Origin of the sequence: uncultured Dokdonia sp. (assembly GCF_937910895.1) — a bacterium.
Taxonomy (GTDB): domain Bacteria; phylum Bacteroidota; class Bacteroidia; order Flavobacteriales; family Flavobacteriaceae; genus Dokdonia.
Window position 1 is genome coordinate 20,235 of sequence record NZ_CALEMI010000030.1, and the last position, 20,214, is coordinate 40,448.

14 protein-coding genes and 1 tRNA gene are annotated in these 20,214 nt (G+C 35.7%); 14 read left to right on the top strand and 1 reads right to left on the bottom strand.

The features are described from left to right. Positions 1–19 precede the first annotated feature (19 nt). Positions 20–2,419, bottom strand: coding sequence for a zinc-dependent metalloprotease (locus tag Q0505_RS03215; RefSeq protein ID WP_299208701.1), 2,400 nt, complete (start codon positions 2,417–2,419; stop codon positions 20–22). Between the two features lie 247 nt (positions 2,420–2,666). Between Q0505_RS03215 and prfB the strand changes: the two genes are divergently transcribed. The 14 genes from prfB to Q0505_RS03285 all read left to right on the top strand — a co-directional run. After that, positions 2,667–3,771, top strand: a protein-coding gene (prfB, locus tag Q0505_RS03220; RefSeq protein ID WP_299208703.1) for a peptide chain release factor 2 whose coding sequence is annotated in 2 segments (ribosomal slippage) — positions 2,667–2,729 and positions 2,731–3,771 — 1,104 coding nt in all. Because the reading frame shifts where the segments join, the coding sequence is not laid out codon by codon here. A 72-nt stretch (positions 3,772–3,843) separates the two neighbouring features. Next, positions 3,844–4,461 (top strand): HAD family phosphatase, encoded by a 618-nt coding sequence (locus tag Q0505_RS03225; protein WP_299208705.1) that lies wholly within the window; start codon positions 3,844–3,846, stop codon positions 4,459–4,461. 47 nt (positions 4,462–4,508) lie between these two features. Continuing rightward, positions 4,509–4,850, top strand: coding sequence for an arsenate reductase (glutaredoxin) (gene arsC, locus Q0505_RS03230; RefSeq protein ID WP_299208708.1), 342 nt, complete (start codon positions 4,509–4,511; stop codon positions 4,848–4,850). Between the two features lie 50 nt (positions 4,851–4,900). Continuing rightward, the gene (locus tag Q0505_RS03235) at positions 4,901–5,254 is read left to right on the top strand and encodes a hypothetical protein (protein WP_299208711.1); all 354 of its coding nucleotides are present in this window, start codon (positions 4,901–4,903) and stop codon (positions 5,252–5,254) included. Positions 5,255–5,348: 94 nt separating this feature from the next. After that, positions 5,349–7,781, top strand: a complete 2,433-nt coding sequence (locus Q0505_RS03240; RefSeq protein ID WP_299208714.1) for an outer membrane beta-barrel protein — start codon at positions 5,349–5,351, stop codon at positions 7,779–7,781. A 203-nt stretch (positions 7,782–7,984) separates the two neighbouring features. Then, positions 7,985–8,698, top strand: a complete 714-nt coding sequence (gldF, locus tag Q0505_RS03245) for a gliding motility-associated ABC transporter permease subunit GldF (RefSeq protein ID WP_299208718.1) — start codon at positions 7,985–7,987, stop codon at positions 8,696–8,698. A gap of 39 nt (positions 8,699–8,737) precedes the next feature. Further along, positions 8,738–10,402, top strand: a complete 1,665-nt coding sequence (gldG, locus tag Q0505_RS03250) for a gliding motility-associated ABC transporter substrate-binding protein GldG (RefSeq protein ID WP_299208721.1) — start codon at positions 8,738–8,740, stop codon at positions 10,400–10,402. Between the two features lie 119 nt (positions 10,403–10,521). Beyond that, positions 10,522–11,640: a DNA polymerase III subunit beta gene (gene dnaN, locus Q0505_RS03255; protein WP_299208724.1), complete on the top strand. Its 1,119-nt coding sequence runs from the start codon at positions 10,522–10,524 to the stop codon at positions 11,638–11,640. Between the two features lie 123 nt (positions 11,641–11,763). Next, positions 11,764–12,837 carry a M28 family metallopeptidase gene (locus tag Q0505_RS03260; RefSeq protein ID WP_299208727.1) on the top strand — a complete coding sequence of 358 codons (1,074 nt, stop codon included), beginning with the start codon at positions 11,764–11,766 and terminating at the stop codon, positions 12,835–12,837. Positions 12,838–12,949: 112 nt separating this feature from the next. After that, positions 12,950–13,025: transfer RNA gene (locus Q0505_RS03265), tRNA-His, on the top strand. Positions 13,026–13,401: 376 nt separating this feature from the next. Beyond that, positions 13,402–14,859: a S41 family peptidase gene (locus Q0505_RS03270; protein WP_299208730.1), complete on the top strand. Its 1,458-nt coding sequence runs from the start codon at positions 13,402–13,404 to the stop codon at positions 14,857–14,859. 187 nt (positions 14,860–15,046) lie between these two features. Beyond that, a complete protein-coding gene (locus Q0505_RS03275; protein WP_299208733.1) occupies positions 15,047–16,789 on the top strand; it encodes a CocE/NonD family hydrolase in 1,743 nt (580 codons plus the stop codon). 864 nt (positions 16,790–17,653) lie between these two features. After that, complete coding sequence (locus Q0505_RS03280; protein ID WP_299208736.1) at positions 17,654–19,138, top strand: proton-conducting transporter membrane subunit; 1,485 nt, start codon at positions 17,654–17,656, stop codon at positions 19,136–19,138. Beyond that, positions 19,138–20,214 (top strand): putative inorganic carbon transporter subunit DabA (locus Q0505_RS03285; protein ID WP_299208739.1); only part of this gene is annotated, 1,077 nt, incomplete at its 3' end. The genes Q0505_RS03280 and Q0505_RS03285, both read left to right, overlap by 1 nt.

Genomic DNA, 20,214 nt, shown 5'->3' on the forward strand with positions numbered 1-20,214 from the left:
AGTATAACTATCTTTCTTTTTATTCCTGAAAACACCCAATAGGAGATCCATCTGGAATTTTTGGAGAAGGAATCACTTTAAATAATTCTGGCTTCTCCAATGTCTTCGCTATCTGATCCTTGATACTCATATCATTAAAGTTATTGGTATCTAAGGAAGGTGTTATCACAGAATTTAATACATATTTAACCGTTGCTTTGGTCTGTGGAATCGCATTAGGATGTACATACAGATTTAATAAATGCTTGACTACATTATAATTGATGGTTGTTTGTACTTCATTTGCGTACGCGTCTTTCTCAGAAGTCAACACCGTTTCTTTAACAAGTGTCTCTAACATATCCTGTAGTCCTAATTGTTTTGAGTCTAAGGATTTTTGCTGCACCAGTCGGTTGGCACGTTCTGGGTGTAATAATAACCCTAACGTCATATCACTTGCGGTTGCAGGCGCACCCAAAGCATCAAAGACAACGCCTGTTTTACTTTGGAAACTCTCACGGCTACGACGGTACCCGTGTGCTCTTGGCGGAAACAACGCTAGTTTATCTTTAGGAATCATAAGCGTACCCGCTTTGAGTGTTTTCAGCACACTAGCAAGCGCTTGCTTTTGTTGTTTCGCATCTAAAACCTCGGTTACTTTTATATATGAATCACCTTTTACAGCATAGTTATAATCAAGTCCGCCTATCATTTTTACAGCCGCTTCTGTTTGATAGCGATGGTAAAAATAAAGTGGGACAAATACATCTTCCAGTACAGAATACGGCTCGTTGGTACGGATATTATCTACTGAAAAGTTGGTGATGGCTTGTTTGCGCAATGCCAATACATTTTCTAACTCCGTATCTGCTTCTACTCCATTATCCCAAAGGTGTGCTTTGTAATGTGCACCTCCTTGCGCTCTCGCATCACTATCGGTGATGTAACGTAATCCATTTTTTTCTGCGGTTTCAAGTACAGCGTTTAAATAATCACGTTCTGTAACTCCATTAGGCACAATCCCATAACTATAGGCTACGGTAACTTTATCCCAAACACCTATTCCTGTTGCATAGGCATCAGAAAAATCAACTTCCCCATTCTTTAATCGTAAGGTTGGATGCGGATAGTCCATCACACTCGCTCTACCGATAGGACTTGCCGCAAAGTTGTGTGCAAACCCAATCGTATGTCCTACCTCGTGAGCACTCAACTGTCGGATACGAGCCAATGCCATTTCGAGCATAGGTTCATAATTTGAATCACTTTGCGCAAACGGTTGGTTCATCAATGCTTGTGCTATCAGAAAATCCTGACGAATCCGTAAACTTCCTAAACTCACATGTCCTTTAATAATCTCACCTGTTCTCGGATCTGTCACACTCGCTCCATAACTCCAACCTCTTGTGCTTCGATGTACCCATTGGATCACATTATATCGCAAATCCATAGGATCTGCATCGGCAGGTAACATTTTTACCTGAAACGCATCTTTAAAGCCAATAGCCTCATACGCTTGATTCCACCAACGTGCTCCTTCTAATAGGGCAGATCGTACTGGCTCTGGAGTTCCAGGGTCTAAATAATAAATAATAGGCTCAACGGCTTCACTTATCGCTGCATTCGGATTCTTTTTTTCTAATCGATGTCTATTCGCATATCGTTTTTCTATCGGTTCTTGTACTGGGGTTGCATAATCTAAAAAGCTAGTTGATATATTCCCCGCTCTAGGATCAAATGCTCTAGGGGTATATCCATCATCTGGTAATTCTACAAAAGAATAATGTTGTATCACCGATATCGAAGAAGCATCAGGCGCTACTGTTCTCAAATTTCTTCCTGTCGGATCGCCTTTAAATGTGAGCAAAGACTCAAATTCGGTGTTTTTAGGAAAACTCTTGGTACGCTCCATAGCAAGGGCACTTCGCGTATTATCCACTTTATACGTTCCTTCTTTTTGAGCCTTTAATCGATTTGCAACCCCATGCGTATCCTCCATTAGAAAGGGTGTTAAATCTATTAGATAGGTATCCTCTTTTGTTTCTACAATAGGAAAACCAAATAATACAGATGTTGCAAAAGCTTCTTTTATCGATCTGCGCTCTAACGCATTAGACGTGTTTGCCCTGTAATTTTGATTAGGCTGTACGAGTAATAACTTATTACCTGCTTTCTTAAAATATACAATCGCAGACCCTCCTAGTTGCCCTCTGTCTAATCCTATATCGTTAGATCCAAGTCCTGTACGTAATGAATGTACATATAAAAACTCTTCATCAATCTTGCTTACTTCAAGATATAATTTATCGGCACTTTCATCGTAGTGCATCTTAAAATACCCATCTTGTGTGGTAAGATTCGTCTTCCCATCTAAGAATTGGGCATTGGCAATCACAGCATACACCAAGGCTGCCATCGTTATTAGTATTGTCTTTCTCATGTCACTTATATTTTGAAGTGATCTAAGATAGGGGTTTTGTACGCTTTCGCGAAAGCGTAATTAAAATTCTCCTATATAAAATATAAGCATGTGTTATATCAAGGAGTGATCTTACCCCTACTAATGGATTTGCTTCATCACGATGCTTAGGATTTGTAGTTTATTATAAAAAATTAATAAGTATCTCGCTTTAATCATTGGAGTTCTCTAGTAATCTTTTATTTTTGAGCTTATTTTAGAACCATTTATGATTACAGCGGAACAATTAAAATCACTCCAAGAGCGTATAGAAAGCTTAAGGAGATATCTTTGACATAGATCGTAAGCTCATTGAAATTGCTAACGAAGAAGAAAAAACATTTGACCCAGATTTTTGGAACAATGCAAAGGAAGCCGAGGCTTTTATGAAAATGCTGCGTTCTAAGAAAAAATGGGTAGAAGACTATAAGGCTGTAAACACACACACCGAAGATCTCGAAGTATTATTTGAATTTGCAAAAGAAGGCGATGCTTCTGAGAGCGAAGTACAACATCAATATGATAAAGCACTGGACCTTTTAGAAAATATTGAGTTCAGAAATATGCTTTCTGAAGAAGGAGATGAGATGAGTGCTGTATTACAAATTACAGCTGGTGCTGGAGGTACAGAAGCCTGTGATTGGGCTGCCATGCTGATGCGTATGTATCTCATGTGGGCAGAAAAGAAAGGATATAAAGTAAAAGAACTCAATTTTCAAGAAGACGCGGTTGCGGGTATTAATACCGTCACCTTAGAAATAGATGGAGAGTTTGCTTTTGGTTGGCTTAAAGGAGAAAATGGCGTACATAGATTGGTGCGTATCTCCCCTTTTGATAGCAATGCAAAACGTCATACCTCTTTTGCTTCTGTATACGTATATCCGCTGGTAGATGATACGATAGAAATTGATATTAACCCAGCAGATTACGAGATTGTCACCTCTAGATCTTCTGGTGCTGGAGGTCAGAATGTAAATAAAGTAGAGACCAAAGTACAACTTACCCACTTCCCTAGTGGGATAAAAATATCATGTTCTGATAGTAGATCACAACACGATAATAGAGCTACGGCATTACAAATGCTGCGCTCACAGCTCTATGAAATTGAGCTTCGTAAGCGTATGGAAGCACGTCAGGACATTGAAGCGAGTAAGATGAAAATTGAATGGGGATCTCAAATAAGATCCTATGTGCTGGATGACAGACGTGTGAAAGATCATCGTACCAATTATGAATATCGCCAACCTGAAAAAGTACTCGACGGAGAGATCGATGCTTTTTTGAAAAGCTACCTGATGGCGATGGGACAAGAAGAAGAAAGTGATCAGTTATAAATAACTTATAACTGTATAAATGACACGCATTTGCGTCTCCCAATCGGTAGACATGAAAACGATACAAATACCATGAAAGAAATAAAAACCATCATATTTGATTTAGGGGGCGTCTTAATAGACTGGAATCCAGAATATGTGTACCTTAAAGAATTTAGAGGAGATCGTGCCAAAATGGACTGGTTTCTAGAGCATGTTTGTGCTTGGACTTGGAATGTGAATCAAGATGCTGGGTATCCTATAGCGCAAGCCACACAAGAACGTATTGCTTTATTTCCCGAATATGAAGCGCTTATAAAAATGTATTATGGACGTTGGGAAGAAATGTTAGGATTTACGCACGAAGGCACACTTTCTATTCTAAAAAAATTAGTAGATAATCCAAAATATAGAGTCCTAGCACTAACCAATTGGAGCGGAGAAACGTGGCCTAAGGCAATTGCAAAATTCTCTTGGTTACAATGGTTTGAAGGAATTCTTGTTTCTGGAGATGAGAAAATGCGCAAACCCTATGCTTCTATATACAATCTTATGCTTGACCGATATCATATTCAAGCAGAAGAAGCAGTTTTTATAGACGATAGTTATGCCAATGTTCAAGGATGTGAAGCCGTTGGTATGAAAGGGATTCATTTTAAAGATGCCGTGACATTAGAAATACAATTAAGAACTTTAGGAATTACAGTATAAACAATAAAAATTAATATTTAGTACGCTTTCGCGAAAGCAAACCCATTATGATCAAAATCTATCACCACCCAAAATGTTCAAAAAGCCGAGAAGGATTAGCCATTGTTGAAGCCTCTGGAAAACCTTTTCAAATCATAAAATACATGGATGAACAACTCCCTGCCCCTACTTTAGAGCGAGTTATTGATGCCTTAGGGATCAAACCTATGGAACTAGTAAGAACTGAGGAAACTATATGGAAAGAAAGCTACAAAGGAAAGAAACTGACTGATAATGAGATCATAAAAGCACTAGCAACACATCCTAAATTAATACAAAGACCCATTGTTATAAACGGCAAAAAAGCAATTATTGGACGCCCACCCTCAAATATTAAATCTATTTTGTAAATTCACACCATAAAACTAAATTCTATCTAAACAAATAGTACGTATCCATTATGAAAAAAATAATCGCAATAGTCGCTCTTTGCTTCCTAGGATTAGGGGTAGCGCAAGCTCAAGTATCTGTTCAGAAATCACCAACTAAAAGTGCATTACAAACAGGAGTTGTAGAAATGCTTACTCAAAAATTAAATCTTTCTTCTCAACAAGTTGCCTCAATTACTAAAATTATGGGTGTATTTGCTGAGTCTAGAAAAACAGTGAAAGAGTCTACAGGAATGACAGCAGAAGTAAAAGCTGAAAAGCTTAAAAAAATCAATGATAGAGAGGATTTAAATATGAAAAACATCCTTGATGATACGCAATATGCAAAGTTCCAAGAACTTGCAAAAGACATTAGAAAAGGGTAGTTTTTTTAACGTCTATTTAACACGCAGATTAACGCCAGTTTAACAACTGGCGTTTTTTATTGGAGTAATTTCGATCGAAATATTTAAAAGAAAAATGAGATCAACCATCGTAAGCATTCTCGTAATGCTTTTTGCCATTTCGCTTCAAGCGCAATCTCCTGGAGGAGCAGAAATTACACTATCTGGAACTGTTCAAGACAAACAAGGTGCTATTCCTCTGGAATATGCCACTATTACCTTAACAGACATCAATAATCCTCAATCTATCAACGGTGGGATTACTGATTTTAATGGCGCTTTTTCCATCAAAACTCCGGCTGGTATATATGATATTAAGGTTGAGTATATCTCTTTTAAGCCTATAACATTAAAAGCACAAAAACTATTCAAGGACACCTCTTTAGGGACTATTAGCTTAGAGATAGATGCTGCGACACTAGAAGAAGTCACTATCGTTGCCGAAAAAACCACTGTAGAGTTCAAACTTGACAAGCAAGTATATAATATTGGAACAGACCTTACTGTACGAGGTGGTACGGTGAGTGATGTACTGGATAATGTTCCTTCTGTCTCTGTAGATGTAGAAGGAAATGTGGCCTTAAGAGGGAATGATGACGTACGTATCTTAATCAACGGAAAGCCATCGGGACTTATTGGTTTAAATAGCACAGAAGCCCTAAGACAACTTCCAGCAGAGTCTATAGAACGTGTGGAAGTGATTACTTCTCCATCAGCTCGATATGACGCCGAAGGAAGTGCGGGAATCATTAATATTATTCTTAAACGTAGTAAATTACAAGGAATCAATGGCGCTGTTACAGCTAACATCGGAAATTTTGGAACCCGTGGTCTTTCTGGAAATATAAATTACAGAACGGGTGATTTTAACATTTTTGCTACTGGAGGTTATAACATTAGAGGTTCTGAAGGGAATAGTTTTACAAGTCGTATCCTAGAAAGTGGAACGCTATTAGAACAAAGTGAATTTGAGAGAGATCGTGGAGGGCTTAATGCGAATTTTGGTGTTGAATACTATATAGATGACAATACTAGTATTACTGTATCTGCAGTTGTAAGAGATAGTGATAACGATAATGGAGCTATCAATAATATCACTCAGACTGCAGGTGATAGCATCTTTTTATCTCAACGTCTCGCTCCAGAAACAGAAGTAGATCTTACCTCACAATTCAGTTTAAATTTTGATAAGAAATGGGAAAATGATGGTAGTCTTGTTGTAGAATTTCAATATGAAGATTCAGAAGAAACAGAATTTGTAGATATCAGAAATATCTCCCTCAATACAGATACTCTTAATGAATTAGAGACCAATGAAACGGTAGAAGATCAAACACGAATTTTTGCACAAGTAGATTTTGTCCAACCGTTGGGAGATAATGCACGTTTTGAAGCAGGATATAGAGGAAACATAAGAGAATTAAATACAGATTTTACCGTATTTGACAATTATGTTGATGAAGATAATCCAAATGGAGATTTCCTATTAAATACTGACCTTACTAATAGTTTACTATTTAAAGAAGATATTCATGCATTATACACTCAGTACGGAAGTAAAATAAATAAATTTAATTTTTTATTAGGCTTACGAATGGAGTATACTAATATTGAAATTGACCAACAAACGATTAGTGATTTTCAAAGTAGAGATTTTACAAACTTCTTCCCTACAGTAAATTTGAATTATGAACTCAATGAAAAAGAAACGGTTAGTTTAGGATATAACAGACGTATTAGAAGACCTCGTGGTTTCTTTTTAAATCCATTTCCTTCAAGAACGAGTGCGACCACCTTTTTTCAAGGAAATCCTAATCTTAACCCTAGTTTATCAAATGGAGTTGATTTAGGATATCTTAATAAAATCAGTAAATCTTTAACTTTAAATGGTTCTATTTTCTTTAGACGTACTGAAGACACCTTTGAATTTGTATTTTTAGATACAGGCGAAACCACCATTGTTAATGGCACAGAAGAAGCTGTATTAACAAGAACACCTGTTAATTTATCTAGAAATGATAGGATTGGAGCAGAAGCAACACTTACCTACTCACCTACAAAAAAATGGAGAATCAATGTAAATGCTAACGTGTTTAATTCTGAAATTGTTGGAGAATTTGATGGTGTTGATTTTGGAGCTAGTAACTTTACCTGGACAGCGCGCCTTAACAACAAATACACACTTCCTGGAAAGATAGATTGGCAAACAACCATGGATTATAGAGGTCCATCGGTTACAGCACAAAGTAAAAACAAAGGTATTTTTTCTACCAACCTTGCATTTAGTAAAGATTTGTTTAAAGAAAGTGCTTCACTGGCTCTGAGTATTAGTGATGTCTTTAATAGCCGTAAAAGAAGATCAGATATTTTATTTCCTTTCCCTGGAGAAAGTGAGTTCCAATTTAGAGAACGTACCATCAACCTATCCTTTACCTACCGTCTTAACCAAAAGAAAAAACGAGAGCGCGAAGGTGGATTTAATGGAGGAGATGAAGATTTTGAAGGGTAATATAAACTCCCTTAGCTATAAAAAACATCCCTAAAAATTTATAAAAAGAGTCATTCCCATTGTGAGAGTGACTCTTTTTAGATTTTATTAAAATATTTGCAAACTATATCTGTTATATCAAGTAGTTTTACAAATAAAACTTTTACAGTTTAAAAAACTACATTAGATTTACAAGATCAACCACCCCTTATAAAATAAATCCTTTGCTAGCGATACTAAAAAAAGAAATCAATTCGTTTTTTGCCTCTCCCATAGGGTATTTAGTCATTAGCTTATTTTTGGTGGTCACTGGATTATTTCTTTGGGTATTTGAAGGAGAATTTAATATCCCTAACTCTGGCTTTGCAGACTTAGCACCTTTCTTCCAACTAGCGCCTTGGATTTTTACATTTTTGATTCCTGCTATTACCATGCGTAGTTTTAGCGAAGAACAAAAAACTGGAACTCTAGAACTCCTCTTAACAAAACCCATCTCCACCTTGCAACTTGTTTTAGGAAAGTACTTTGGAGCACTAGTATTAATGATCATTACCATCATCCCTACACTTATCTATGTGGTTGCTATCTATCAGCTAGGAAACCCGGTGGGTAATCTAGATATAGGAGTTACCATAGGGTCGTATTTAGGTCTTATTCTTCTCGCTGCCAGTTTTATTGCGATGGGCATATATGCCTCTACCCTATCTGATAACCAAATTGTTGCCTTTATCCTTGCCGTACTTTTCTGCTTTGTTTTTTATTTTGGGATCGATGGTCTTGCGAGTTATACGAGTCCCTTGATTACAAATCTTGGAATGCAAACCCATTATGACAGTATCAGTAGAGGTGTTATAGACTCCAGAGATGTTATTTATTTTGTGAGCATTATTGCATTTTTTATATACCTAACCAAGAATACCCTTGAAAAAAAGAGATAATACACTTTCGTGAAAACGTATAAAAAAATACCCGCGCTTGTGATAGCAATTATCGCATTGATCCTCGTAAATTACTTGGCATCTCTAGCGCATCAACGGTATGACCTCACACAAGACAAAAGATACACCCTAAGCGATCCTGCCAAAGCCATCATCGACCAAATTCAAAGTCCGCTGATTATTGATGTCTTTTTAGAAGGAGACCTTCAACCAGAGTTTAAAAAGCTTCAAAACGAAACCCGCTATTTACTAGAAGAAATCTCCAACTACAACCCTAATGTCTCTTTTGCCATTTCAAATCCTGTCGAAGATGATGCTGATGCCAATATCGTAGCGCAACAATTTGCGAGCTTTGGGATGACACCACTTCCCTTGACTGTAAGAAGAAATGGAGAACAAACCACGCAGACTCTTTTCCCATGGGCAACAGCCAATCATAATGGAAAAGCTATTCCAATCTCTCTCATTAAAAACATTGCAGGAGCTTCTCCAGAACAGTTTGTGTACGCATCCATACAAAACCTTGAATATGCCTTTATCGACGGATTTAATCGGCTGTTAAACGCTAAGACAAAACGTATTGCAGTTCTTAAAGATAATGGCGAATTACCCGATGCTAAGATTGCAGATATGTTCCTAAAATTGGGAGAAACCTACAGCATTGCTTCTTTCCCGATGGATGCAGTCTCTAAAGATCCTGAAAAGACATTACAAGCACTTCAAAATACCTTTGATTTGGTAGTCATTGCAAAACCCACCAAAGCATTTACAGACGAGCAAAAATTTGTACTTGATCAATACATCCTAAATGGTGGTAACTCTTTATGGCTGATTGACGCTGTGGCCATGGAAAATGATAGCTTGCGAAATGCAGATGGGAAAGCTTATGCCTTTCAGAGAGATTTGAACCTTAATGATTTATTTTTCAAATACGGGATTCGTATCAATCCTGTATTAATTAAAGATTTGTATTCGGCACCTTTGAGCTTGGCCACTGGTGATGGAAGTCAATCAAAATATCAAGAATTACCTTGGTTTTATCAACCAGTGGTGCCTTCGTTTAACACACATCCCATAAATACCAATATAGAACGCCCTGTACGCTTTCAATATGCCAATCAGATAGAAGTACTCAACAATACGCCTTCGGTAGAAAAGACGATCTTATTAACCTCTAGTGTACTCACAAAATTAGAAGGTGTTCCTAAAGAGATTTCTTTGGATGACATTGGCATAGAACCTACCGAAGAAGACTACCAGGCAGGTCCGCAACCCCTTGCTGTGCTATTGGAAGGAGCTTTTGAATCGGCTTTTAAAAACCGTGTACACCCATTTACGTTAGACAGTGTACGCTTTCGCGAAAGCGCAACCAACCCATCAAAAATGGTCGTTATTGCAGACGGTGATTTTATTTCTAACGATGTTGATTCCAAAGGAAATCCGCTAGAATTAGGTTTTGATTATTTTACCAGAAAACAATACGGGAATAAAGAGTTTTTGCTGAACACAGTCAATTACCTACTTGACGACAATGGTCTTATTAACATACGGAGCAAAGAGATTGCGCTTCCTTTTCTAGACACTCCCAAAGTCGTCAACACCATAAACAAGTGGCAAGCCTTAACTATAGGGCTTCCGTTAGTTTTTCTTCTGATTTTTGGAGGTGTATTTTTTGTCCTTCGTAAACGTAGGTACGCGAGATAGCTGTTGATAAGTTTCTTTCATAGACCGTCTCATTTAAAATATATTTGTAAGACGTATTTTTATGTCAGAAATACAATTTCAAATAATTCAAATTTTGCCATTGCAAACCCAACTTTACTATGAAATTTATAGTCTCTAGTTCATACTTACTCAAACAATTACAGGTTTTAGGAGGTGTCATTAACAACAGTAACACGCTTCCCATATTAGATAATTTCCTTTTTGAATTAGACGGTAATTCGCTTACCGTATCTGCATCAGATTTAGAAACAACCATGGTGGCAACGCTGGAAGTTGAATCTGAAAATCAAGGAATGATTGCCTTACCTGCACGATTGCTTCTAGATACCTTAAAAACGTTTCCTGAGCAACCTCTTACCTTTACACAAGAGGAAAATAATACCGTAGAAATAAGTTCTAGTCATGGTAAGTACGCACTTGCGTATGCCGATGGGGCTGAGTTTCCAAATGCGGTATCGCTAGAAGATCCTAGTATTGTTAAAATACCCGGGAGTATCCTTGCCACTGCGATCAACAATACCATTTTTGCAAGTGGGAACGATGATTTACGTCCTGTGATGAGTGGTGTGTTTTTTCAGTTTGCTTCTGATGGACTTACGTTTGTAGCGACAGATGCCCATAAACTTGTAAAATACAATCGTACTGATGTTACGGCTTCACAAACAGCTGAGTTTATTATGCCAAAGAAACCTCTTAATTTATTAAAGGGTATTCTTGGATCTAATGATGATGAAGTGACTGTGGCTTACAACGACTCAAACGCAAGATATACTTTTGACAATGTAGAGTTGATTTGTCGTCTTATCGACGGGAAGTATCCTAACTATGAAGCGGTGATTCCAAAAGAAAATCCAAACAGACTCACAATAGATCGCAATCAGTTTTTAAATTCTGTACGTCGTGTCTCTATTTTCTCAAACAAAACAACACATCAGATTCGCTTAAAAATTGCAGGAGCCGAATTAAATATTTCTGCAGAAGATATTGATTACAGCAATAAAGCAGAAGAACGTCTTACCTGTGATTATCAAGGAGACGATATGCAAATCGGCTTTAACTCACGTTTCTTAACAGAAATGCTTAATAATATGAATGCCAACGATGTTTCTTTAGAAATGTCATTACCAAACAGAGCTGGTATTTTAACTCCTATCGACGGATTGGACGAAGGAGAAAGTGTTACTATGCTTGTAATGCCTGTTATGCTCAACAACTAGATCAAGTGTTAATTTCGAAAGAGCGACTTCCTTATGTGAAGTCGCTCTTTTTTTGTGCATTATATTCCGTATAATTTCCCATTATTTTTAAGTACTTTAGCTTTTTTAAAAATCTGATTTTAAATGAAACACCTTTTTTTTATCCTTGGTTGTAGCCTTGTGCTTCTTTCTTGTAAAGAATCAAAAAAAACCGTTGCAACTCCAGAAAAACCTGTCTATATAGATGTGACCTCTTTGGAAGGTGATGGAGATCAAGTACTTCCTAAATATATGGAAACCATTACAGAAGAAGAACTAAGAGAAATGCTTTATGTATATGCTGGTGATGAAATGGAAGGAAGAAACACAGGAGATCCAGGACAGAAAAAGGCTGTTGAGTATTTACGCACCTATTACAAAGACAATAACATTAACTCTGGTACCCCAGACGGCAATTATTTTCAAAAGGTTCCTAAAGAGTTTTTTAGACGAAATAGCGGTCTCAATGATTCTGAAAACGTTCTTGCTTTTATTAAAGGATCTGAAAAACCAGAAGAAGTGTTGGTCATTTCTGCACACCTCGATCACGTAGGAATAGATGCCAAAGGAAATGTATATAATGGTGCTGATGATGACGGATCTGGTACCATAGCCTTATTAGAAATTGCCGAAGCATTTAAACAAGCGATTAAAGATGGATACCCACCAAAACGCTCTATTCTTTTTTTACACGTAACGGGTGAAGAAAAAGGATTGTATGGCTCTAAATACTATACAGAAAACCCTGTATATTCTTTAGAAAACACAGTTGCTAATCTTAATATTGATATGATTGGTCGTAATGATTTTGAGCATCCTAATGACAATGATTATATCTATCTTATCGGTTCTGATAAACTAAGTACCGATCTTCATAACATCTCTGCTGCGGTAAATATGAAGTATTTTAATATGAATTTAGATTATCGATATAATGTAGAAAACGAGCCAAACCGTTTTTACTACCGTTCTGATCATTATAATTTTGCAAAAAATAACGTACCAATTATATTTTATTTTAATGGTGTTCACGAAGACTATCACAAAATTTCTGATACGCCCGATAAAATTAATTATCCATTATACCAACGACGTGTAAAACTGGTATTTGCAACGGCTTGGGAAATCGTAAATCGAAAAGAGCGTCCAGTTGTAGACAAGGCGACACCGAAACCTTAAGCCTATATATCTTGAAAAGATTGAAAGCTTTGTAAAATTTACAAAGCTTTTTTTTTATAAAAAGATTGGTAATGTGATCATATTAGTTATCTTTGCATTCGCTAATTAAAATGGTGGTTGTAGCTCAGTTGGTTAGAGCATTGGTTTGTGGTACCAAGGGTCGTGGGTTCGAGCCCCATCTTCCACCCAAATAGCAAAAGCTTCTCAGAAATGAGGAGCTTTTTTGTTAATACTACTCTCAAAATAGAAAAAAGAGCGAGAAGTTTATGCTGAGCCTGACGAAGTAAGCCCCATCTTCCACCCAAATAGCAAAAGCTTCTCAGAAATGAGGAGCTTTTTTTGTTAACACTACTCTCAAAATAGAAAAATGATCTATATACAAAGTAGGTCAAAAAAGTTTACGTGAAATACAGAGTCCTTTAAATATATTGGTAAATAAATTATATTTACAAGATACTACCGACGAAAACAATTGATATTCTAATATTTCTATAGATATCAACTACAGAATATATTTTATAACGTGTTGTTTGTCAGTTTTTAAATGATGGAAAATAATTCATTTTGGTAAAAGGAAGAATAAGAAAGAAAATACTATGGACTTCAATAATAGGTGTATTACTAATAGTTGGCTATCTAGCCACACTTTCTGATTCACCTTTAGATGATTCTCTAAAGTTTGTTGATATTGATAGCTATTTGAGTAAGAAAGAAATGTCAAAAGATATTGATTCTCTAATAAGCACATTCGAAAAAATACATCCTAATCCATATCGATTTACTGAAAAAAGTAAATTCATTTCAAAAATAGATTCCATAAAGTGGCAACTTCCAGATAGTTTAACTACCATAGGTTTTTGGCGAATAATAGACCGCGTTATAATTCAATACAATGACGCCCATTCCTACGCAGAAGATAGTTATGTATTGACAGATTATGTAAAAAAAGAAAAACTATTTTTTCCTTATTCTGCAAAAATTAAAAATAATAAAATACTCATTTCAAGTGGTGCAAACTCAAAACAGAATTTACCTCTAGGGACAGAAATTAAATCAATAAATGGAAAAACCGATGAAGAAATAATAAATGCATTACTTACACACGCTACTAAAGAAACTCAATTCCTAAAACGTCATGAAATTTCTGATGATTTTGGATTTTATTTATGGAAAACATTCAATTGGGATTCTGAATTTAAAATCCATTACGAGATTACTAATTCCAATCATTTAGATTCCATTGTCATAAAGGGGATAAATTGGGAAAAGCGTAATAAGCCAATTACAACCGATAACGATTTGTTCTCTTTCAATTTTTTAGAAGATAACGTTGGTTTGATGAAAATAACTGACTTTAATGGTGATGAAAAAGAAATTGAAGCTTTTTACAAACAATCCTTTGAGCTCTTAAAAGAAAAGAATGCATCTCATTTAATATTAGATTTTAGAGGTCACAAGGGAGGAGCTGATCGTTACGGCGAACATTTAGCAAAATATTTTTCTAAAGAACCTTATAGAAAATTATCAAAATCTTATTGGAAAATAACACCTGAATTTAAAGATGCATTTGACAGAAAGTTTGTTCCCAAAAGTATAAGATGGTTTAAGCCTATTTACTTAGTGAATGAATATTCTAGCATTTTCTATGGTTCAAAACCTAATGAAATTATAACGGTCAATTATGAAATGAATGAGCCTCTAGCAGAAGAGAAAAGGTTTAATGGCGATGTTTATTTAATCACAGACCACAACACTTTTTCAGCTGGGTCGATTTTTGCTGAAATGTTTAAATATTACAAAATGGGCAAGATAATAGGTCAACCAACAGGTAATTTATGTTCATTTAATGGATTTGCTTTGGCTCATTTCACTTTACCTAATTCAAAATTATCATTTCAAGTTTCTTCAGTTTATAATATAGCGAATAACAGAGAAGAAAGTTTAAAATCGGTTGAGCCTGATTATTATATTGATTTAACGAATGATCCCGTGAAGTATATCCTTAAAAATTTTATCCAATAAATATTATTGATAAATACCGATATGGACAAATGGCGCAAAAAACAAACATATAATAGTGGTAACCGTTGCACAAGTCTATAAAAGCAATAGCGGTTCAGGTGCAGACTCAACCCTTTTTTGTATTTTAATAAGTATCTTGTCATTAGAAATGATAAGTACTTTCAATTCGCTACTCTAAACTAGACTAATGAAATTAATAGTTAATTTATGCATACTTCTTCTAATAGGATGTAATTCATCAAACCAGAAGAAAGAAACATCTCAATTAACAAACACAAATGAAAACTACACCATTCAAGATGTTTTAATCAAGACCAGAGATGGAGCAAAAATTTCTACACTAATCGTTAGGAAAAAACAAGAAACTGAACCGCAGGCTGTAATCTTACAAAGTTCCATTTATGTAAGAGATAAAGGGCGAGATTTAACTACACTAAAAGAATCGGCAGATAGAGGATACGTTGGTGTAATGGCTTATGCGCGAGGTAAACGTTTGAGTCCTGATGAAATATGGCCTTATGAGAACGATGCTAATGATACCTATGATGTTATAGATTGGATAAGTAAGCAAAAATGGTGTGATGGTCGTGTGGGAATGTTTGGAGGTAGCTATAACGGATTTACTCAATGGGCTTCAATAAAAAAGGCACATCCAGCACTTAAAACTATAGTTCCTTACGTTGCAAACAGACCTGGAATGGGATTACCAATGGAAAATAACATTTTCATTAACCCAAACTACGAATGGGCTTTTTATGTAGGTAATACTAAATACTTAGACACAGTAGCTGGAAATGACAGACAACGTTTTAGAGAAATGCAAAACAAATGGTGGGAAACTGGAGTTGCCTATAACAAAATGGACAGTATTGATGGAACTCCAAATAAATGGTTTCAGCGATGGATAAGTCATCCATCATTTGATGAATATTGGCAAAAGATGGCTCCTTATAAAGACGACTTTGCTCAAATTAATATTCCAATCCTTTCAATCGATGGGTATTATAATGATTCTCAAAATTCAGGTTTATATTACTTACGAGAACATTATAAATACAATGCCAATGCGGAACACTATCTCATTATTGGACCTTACAGCCATTTTGGGGCACAAAGAAACGGATCGGAAGAAATAAACGGTTACAAAGTAGACTCTGATGCATTAATCAATACAAACGACATAACGTATCGGTGGTTTGACTACATTTTCAGGAAAGGTCAAAAACCAAAAGAATTAAAAAATAAAATAAATTATCAAGTAATGGGAGCTAATGAATGGCGAAGTGCTACTTCTATAGCAGATATGAGCAACGACCATTTAAAATTGTATTTAACTAATACAAAAATTGAAGACATCTATTCCTTAAATCCAGAAAAACCTTCTAAAAAAGAATTTATATCTCAAGAAGTAGATTTTACAGACAGATCTACAGGAAATAATGACTATTATCCAGATCCAATAATCCGAGACGAAATGGATATGAGTAATGGATTTAATTTTATCAGCAAACCTTTAGAAGAGTCCATTTTAGTCAATGGCTCATTCATTGGAGAATTAAATGTGAGTATTAATAAAAAAGACTTTGATTATGGAGTTACACTATACGAGGTTATGCCTGACGGTAAACTATTCCATTTATCTTATATCATTGGACGGGCAAGTTATGCTAAGAGTATAGAAAACAGAGAAATACTTAAACCAAATACTATTGAAACAATTCCATTTTCAAACACGCATTTGGTAAGTAAGAAACTGAGCAAAGGAAGTAGATTACTCATTTACGTAAATGTTAACAAAAATCCCTTTTCTGAATTAAATTACGGAACAGGGAAAGTAGTTAGTGAAGAAACGATTGATGATGCAAATGAGCCTTTAAAAGTAAAATGGTATGCTAATAGTTTTGTAGAAATACCTATTTTTAAAAATTAAAACTGCGTAAGCAAATAGGTGATAATGGTACTTATCAATTTATAATTTCCTAAAGATAAGCACATATAAGTCATTTTAAAAGATTCCTATTTCCTATCAACATACTAACAAGATGTATATGCAGTCATGGAGTAAAGTGATCTTAAGACTTTCCATATTCTTCTATTCTATTTCATACTTCCCTATTAACGTGAGTTCGACATAAGAAATTAATAAGTCTTTTAGTATAATTATGTTAAAAATTTAATGTAATCAACTTACAATCAGATTATTTTTTCATTTTCTTTGCTCGTCCAAAGAAAACCGAACCAAAAGAAAAGACGCTTTTTATGCGTGTGATTTCTATTTCAGTTAATAGGAACTTATGAATCTTCGATTTCTTAGGTATTTTTTCGCTTAAAGCGAAAAACCACAAGAAGTTTCTTCCATCGCTTCTCCTCGCCCAAAGCTAACACTTTGTCGTTTTCAAGGCTTCAAAAATTTTTAACGGAAATTGCCCCCGTCTCATCTCGCCCAGAATTCACATTCTGTCGTATACTGGAGAAAAAGAAGAAAAGCTCATATCGAACTCACGTTATTACTTTTAAAAAAACAGAAGCTGAAAGATTACTGTAAATTAAATCTGCTAGCTCCTTCAACAGTCCTCGTAAAATATTGTGACTGAACATTTTTATTATCCTTCTGAACATATTCAATATTTAACACATAACTTTTTCTTATGTATTTCATAATTAATATAAATAAAAATTTATGCTAAAAATATATAATCTTTGTACCAAGATAATTTAACAAAGTGAAAAGTGCTTGCGTTGAATTACAAATTTGAGTAAAAAAAATAACTTAAATCCATCAAAAAACCTAGAAATGATACTTGACCAAAACGTACAAGAAAACAGTAGGCATCACCTTAACAAAAAAAGTAATACCACGCATCCTATTTCCATTTCAAATCTATTACCATCTTTATTATGGCTTTTGTTTATAGGAAATCTAGTAAACATCCTCTATTTTTTTCCAGATATGCCTCAATGGACAGACGGAAACTTGATACAAGTGAATGGCTTTACTTTTCTTATTTGGACCACCGTCAGCTTTTTTAGTGCTATCGTTAGCAGTTATGCGAAAAATTATTTAAAAGGCTTTACCTACAGAGCAAAGTTTATGTGGCTATGTCTTGGGTTTACACTATCTGTTATGACCCTTGTTATGGCGAATCATATTCTTCTAATACTTGCTAGCTGGTTACTTATGGGGGGGGTTATGTCTCTCTTAATAGGAGTAGATACAGAATGGAAGGAAGCACAAGAAGCTTTTAAATTTACACTCCGTTACTTCCTAGCTGGTAGCCTCTGCCTAGCAGCTGGATTACTACTTTTAGCATTCCAAAGCAATACGTTTACGATAAGTGGCATCCTCAGTGAACTTGAGAACTTACCTGAGTCTATGGTTTTTATCGCTGCGCTGTTTATTATCGTAGCAGCCTTAATCCAATCGGCAATTTATCCTTTTCATCGCTGGTTACTTTCTGCTATGACATCACCTACACCTGCCTCAGCATTGATGCATGCAGGATTTGTAAATGGGTCTGGAATACTTCTAGCCTTATTCTCTACCTTACTTTTTACATCCAATACATTGGACATCTTACTAATTATAGGAGGACTTACAGCCATTATCGCTCAATTTACAAAGTTGCTTCAAGTAAACGTAAAACAAAAACTGGCTTGCTCTACCATCGCTCAAATGGGTTTTATGATTATGCAATGTGGACTAGGTTTTTTTAACGCAGCAGTCGTACACTTGATTTTGCACGGTTTTTATAAAGCATATCTCTTCTTATCTTCAGGAGAGGAAATTGCAGCTACAAAACCACAAAACCCACCAGAAATTAAGATCAAGCCTCTACAAGCTGTTGTAGTGCTTCTATTCGGATTTCTTGGAGCTGTGCTTTTTACAGTGCTCACTGGTAAAGGAGCCGAACTAGACAGTGGTATTTTCCTAACATTGATCGTAGCCATTACCGTAGGACAGGTTACCTATAATATCGTAAAGGAAAAAAGTCTCTCTCTTACTCAAAAGATCATATTACCTCCAGTACTTTTCTTTGCAGGAATAGGCCTATATGCCTTACTGTACAATGGAGTAACTCTTATGATGTCAGATATGCCAATGATAGCCGTTGCCTTACCACTTTCTATGGTACAGATCATTTTCGGGATTATATTCTTAATTGGTTTCTTTATTATGAAACTAGGAGTTTATCAGAAAATCCCTTGGCTCTATGTCAAGTTATTAAACCTTTCACAGCCTAATAAAAAATCCATTTTACTCTTCAAATCCAACTCATAATGAATAAGCAACACATTCAACATAGTATTCAAGAAGCATCAAAGGTTATTGGTACAACGTGGCCCTTATATTCTTTTGTCACTTCTAATCCATTATCAGGATATGAAAAGCTACCTTTTGACAAAGCAGTAAACCACGCCAAAGAACTATTAAACGCACGTGTTTTTCCAGAAGCATGGGTCTATCGCCAAGCTTGGGAACAAAGAGATATTAACAAAAATGAATTACAAATCCTTTTAAATGAGCAAGGTCTTGCATACTCACCAGAGCAGTGCCTTACTGTCTTAGAAGCACAAACCACCAAAAAGGAAAAGAATGCCTATCACGATTTGGATAGAATTATGGTAAAGTGGTTATCTGCCTTTATGGATGAAGGTCTTGCAGAATGGAATATGCCTAGTAAAGAAAAAGGATTCTATCAAGCTTGGAGAAACTTAGCACCTTATGATGGGGAACTAGGCATAAAGAATCGCAAAGACATTCCAAAAACAAGCGTAGAGGTGATCGCATCTGTTTTAAAAGATTTTCCTGAAGACGAATACACAAAGGTGTTAACCTTTCATCTAGCTGCCTTACCTGGATGGACAGGGTATATGAATTACAGAGCAGAATCAAATTCGCTTTGGCAGCAAAAATACCCTATTAATCTAGAGGATTATCTCGCTGTACGCTTATATATCGCACAACATCTTAAGATGGTCATTCTACCTAAAGAGAAAGAAAATAAAAAGGAGGATGCTGAAAAACAACTACAATATATCTTACTAAAAGCTTGGGAAAAAAGTTGGCAAAATCAGCTAATTCATACGTTAGAAAACCAACCTGAACTAACAAAAGATGCCCAAACCATTGCATCAACTCCTGAAGCACAAATGGTCTTTTGTATAGATACGCGCTCAGAACTGATACGAAGAAATGTAGAATCCAAAGGGAATTATGAAACATTTGGCTATGCAGGTTTCTTTGGAATCGCTATGGACTATACAAGTATGGAGGATGGTCTTACCAGAAAATCATGCCCACCTATCGTATCTTCTGCATATACTGTATGTGAGACACCACAGCACAATAAAGAT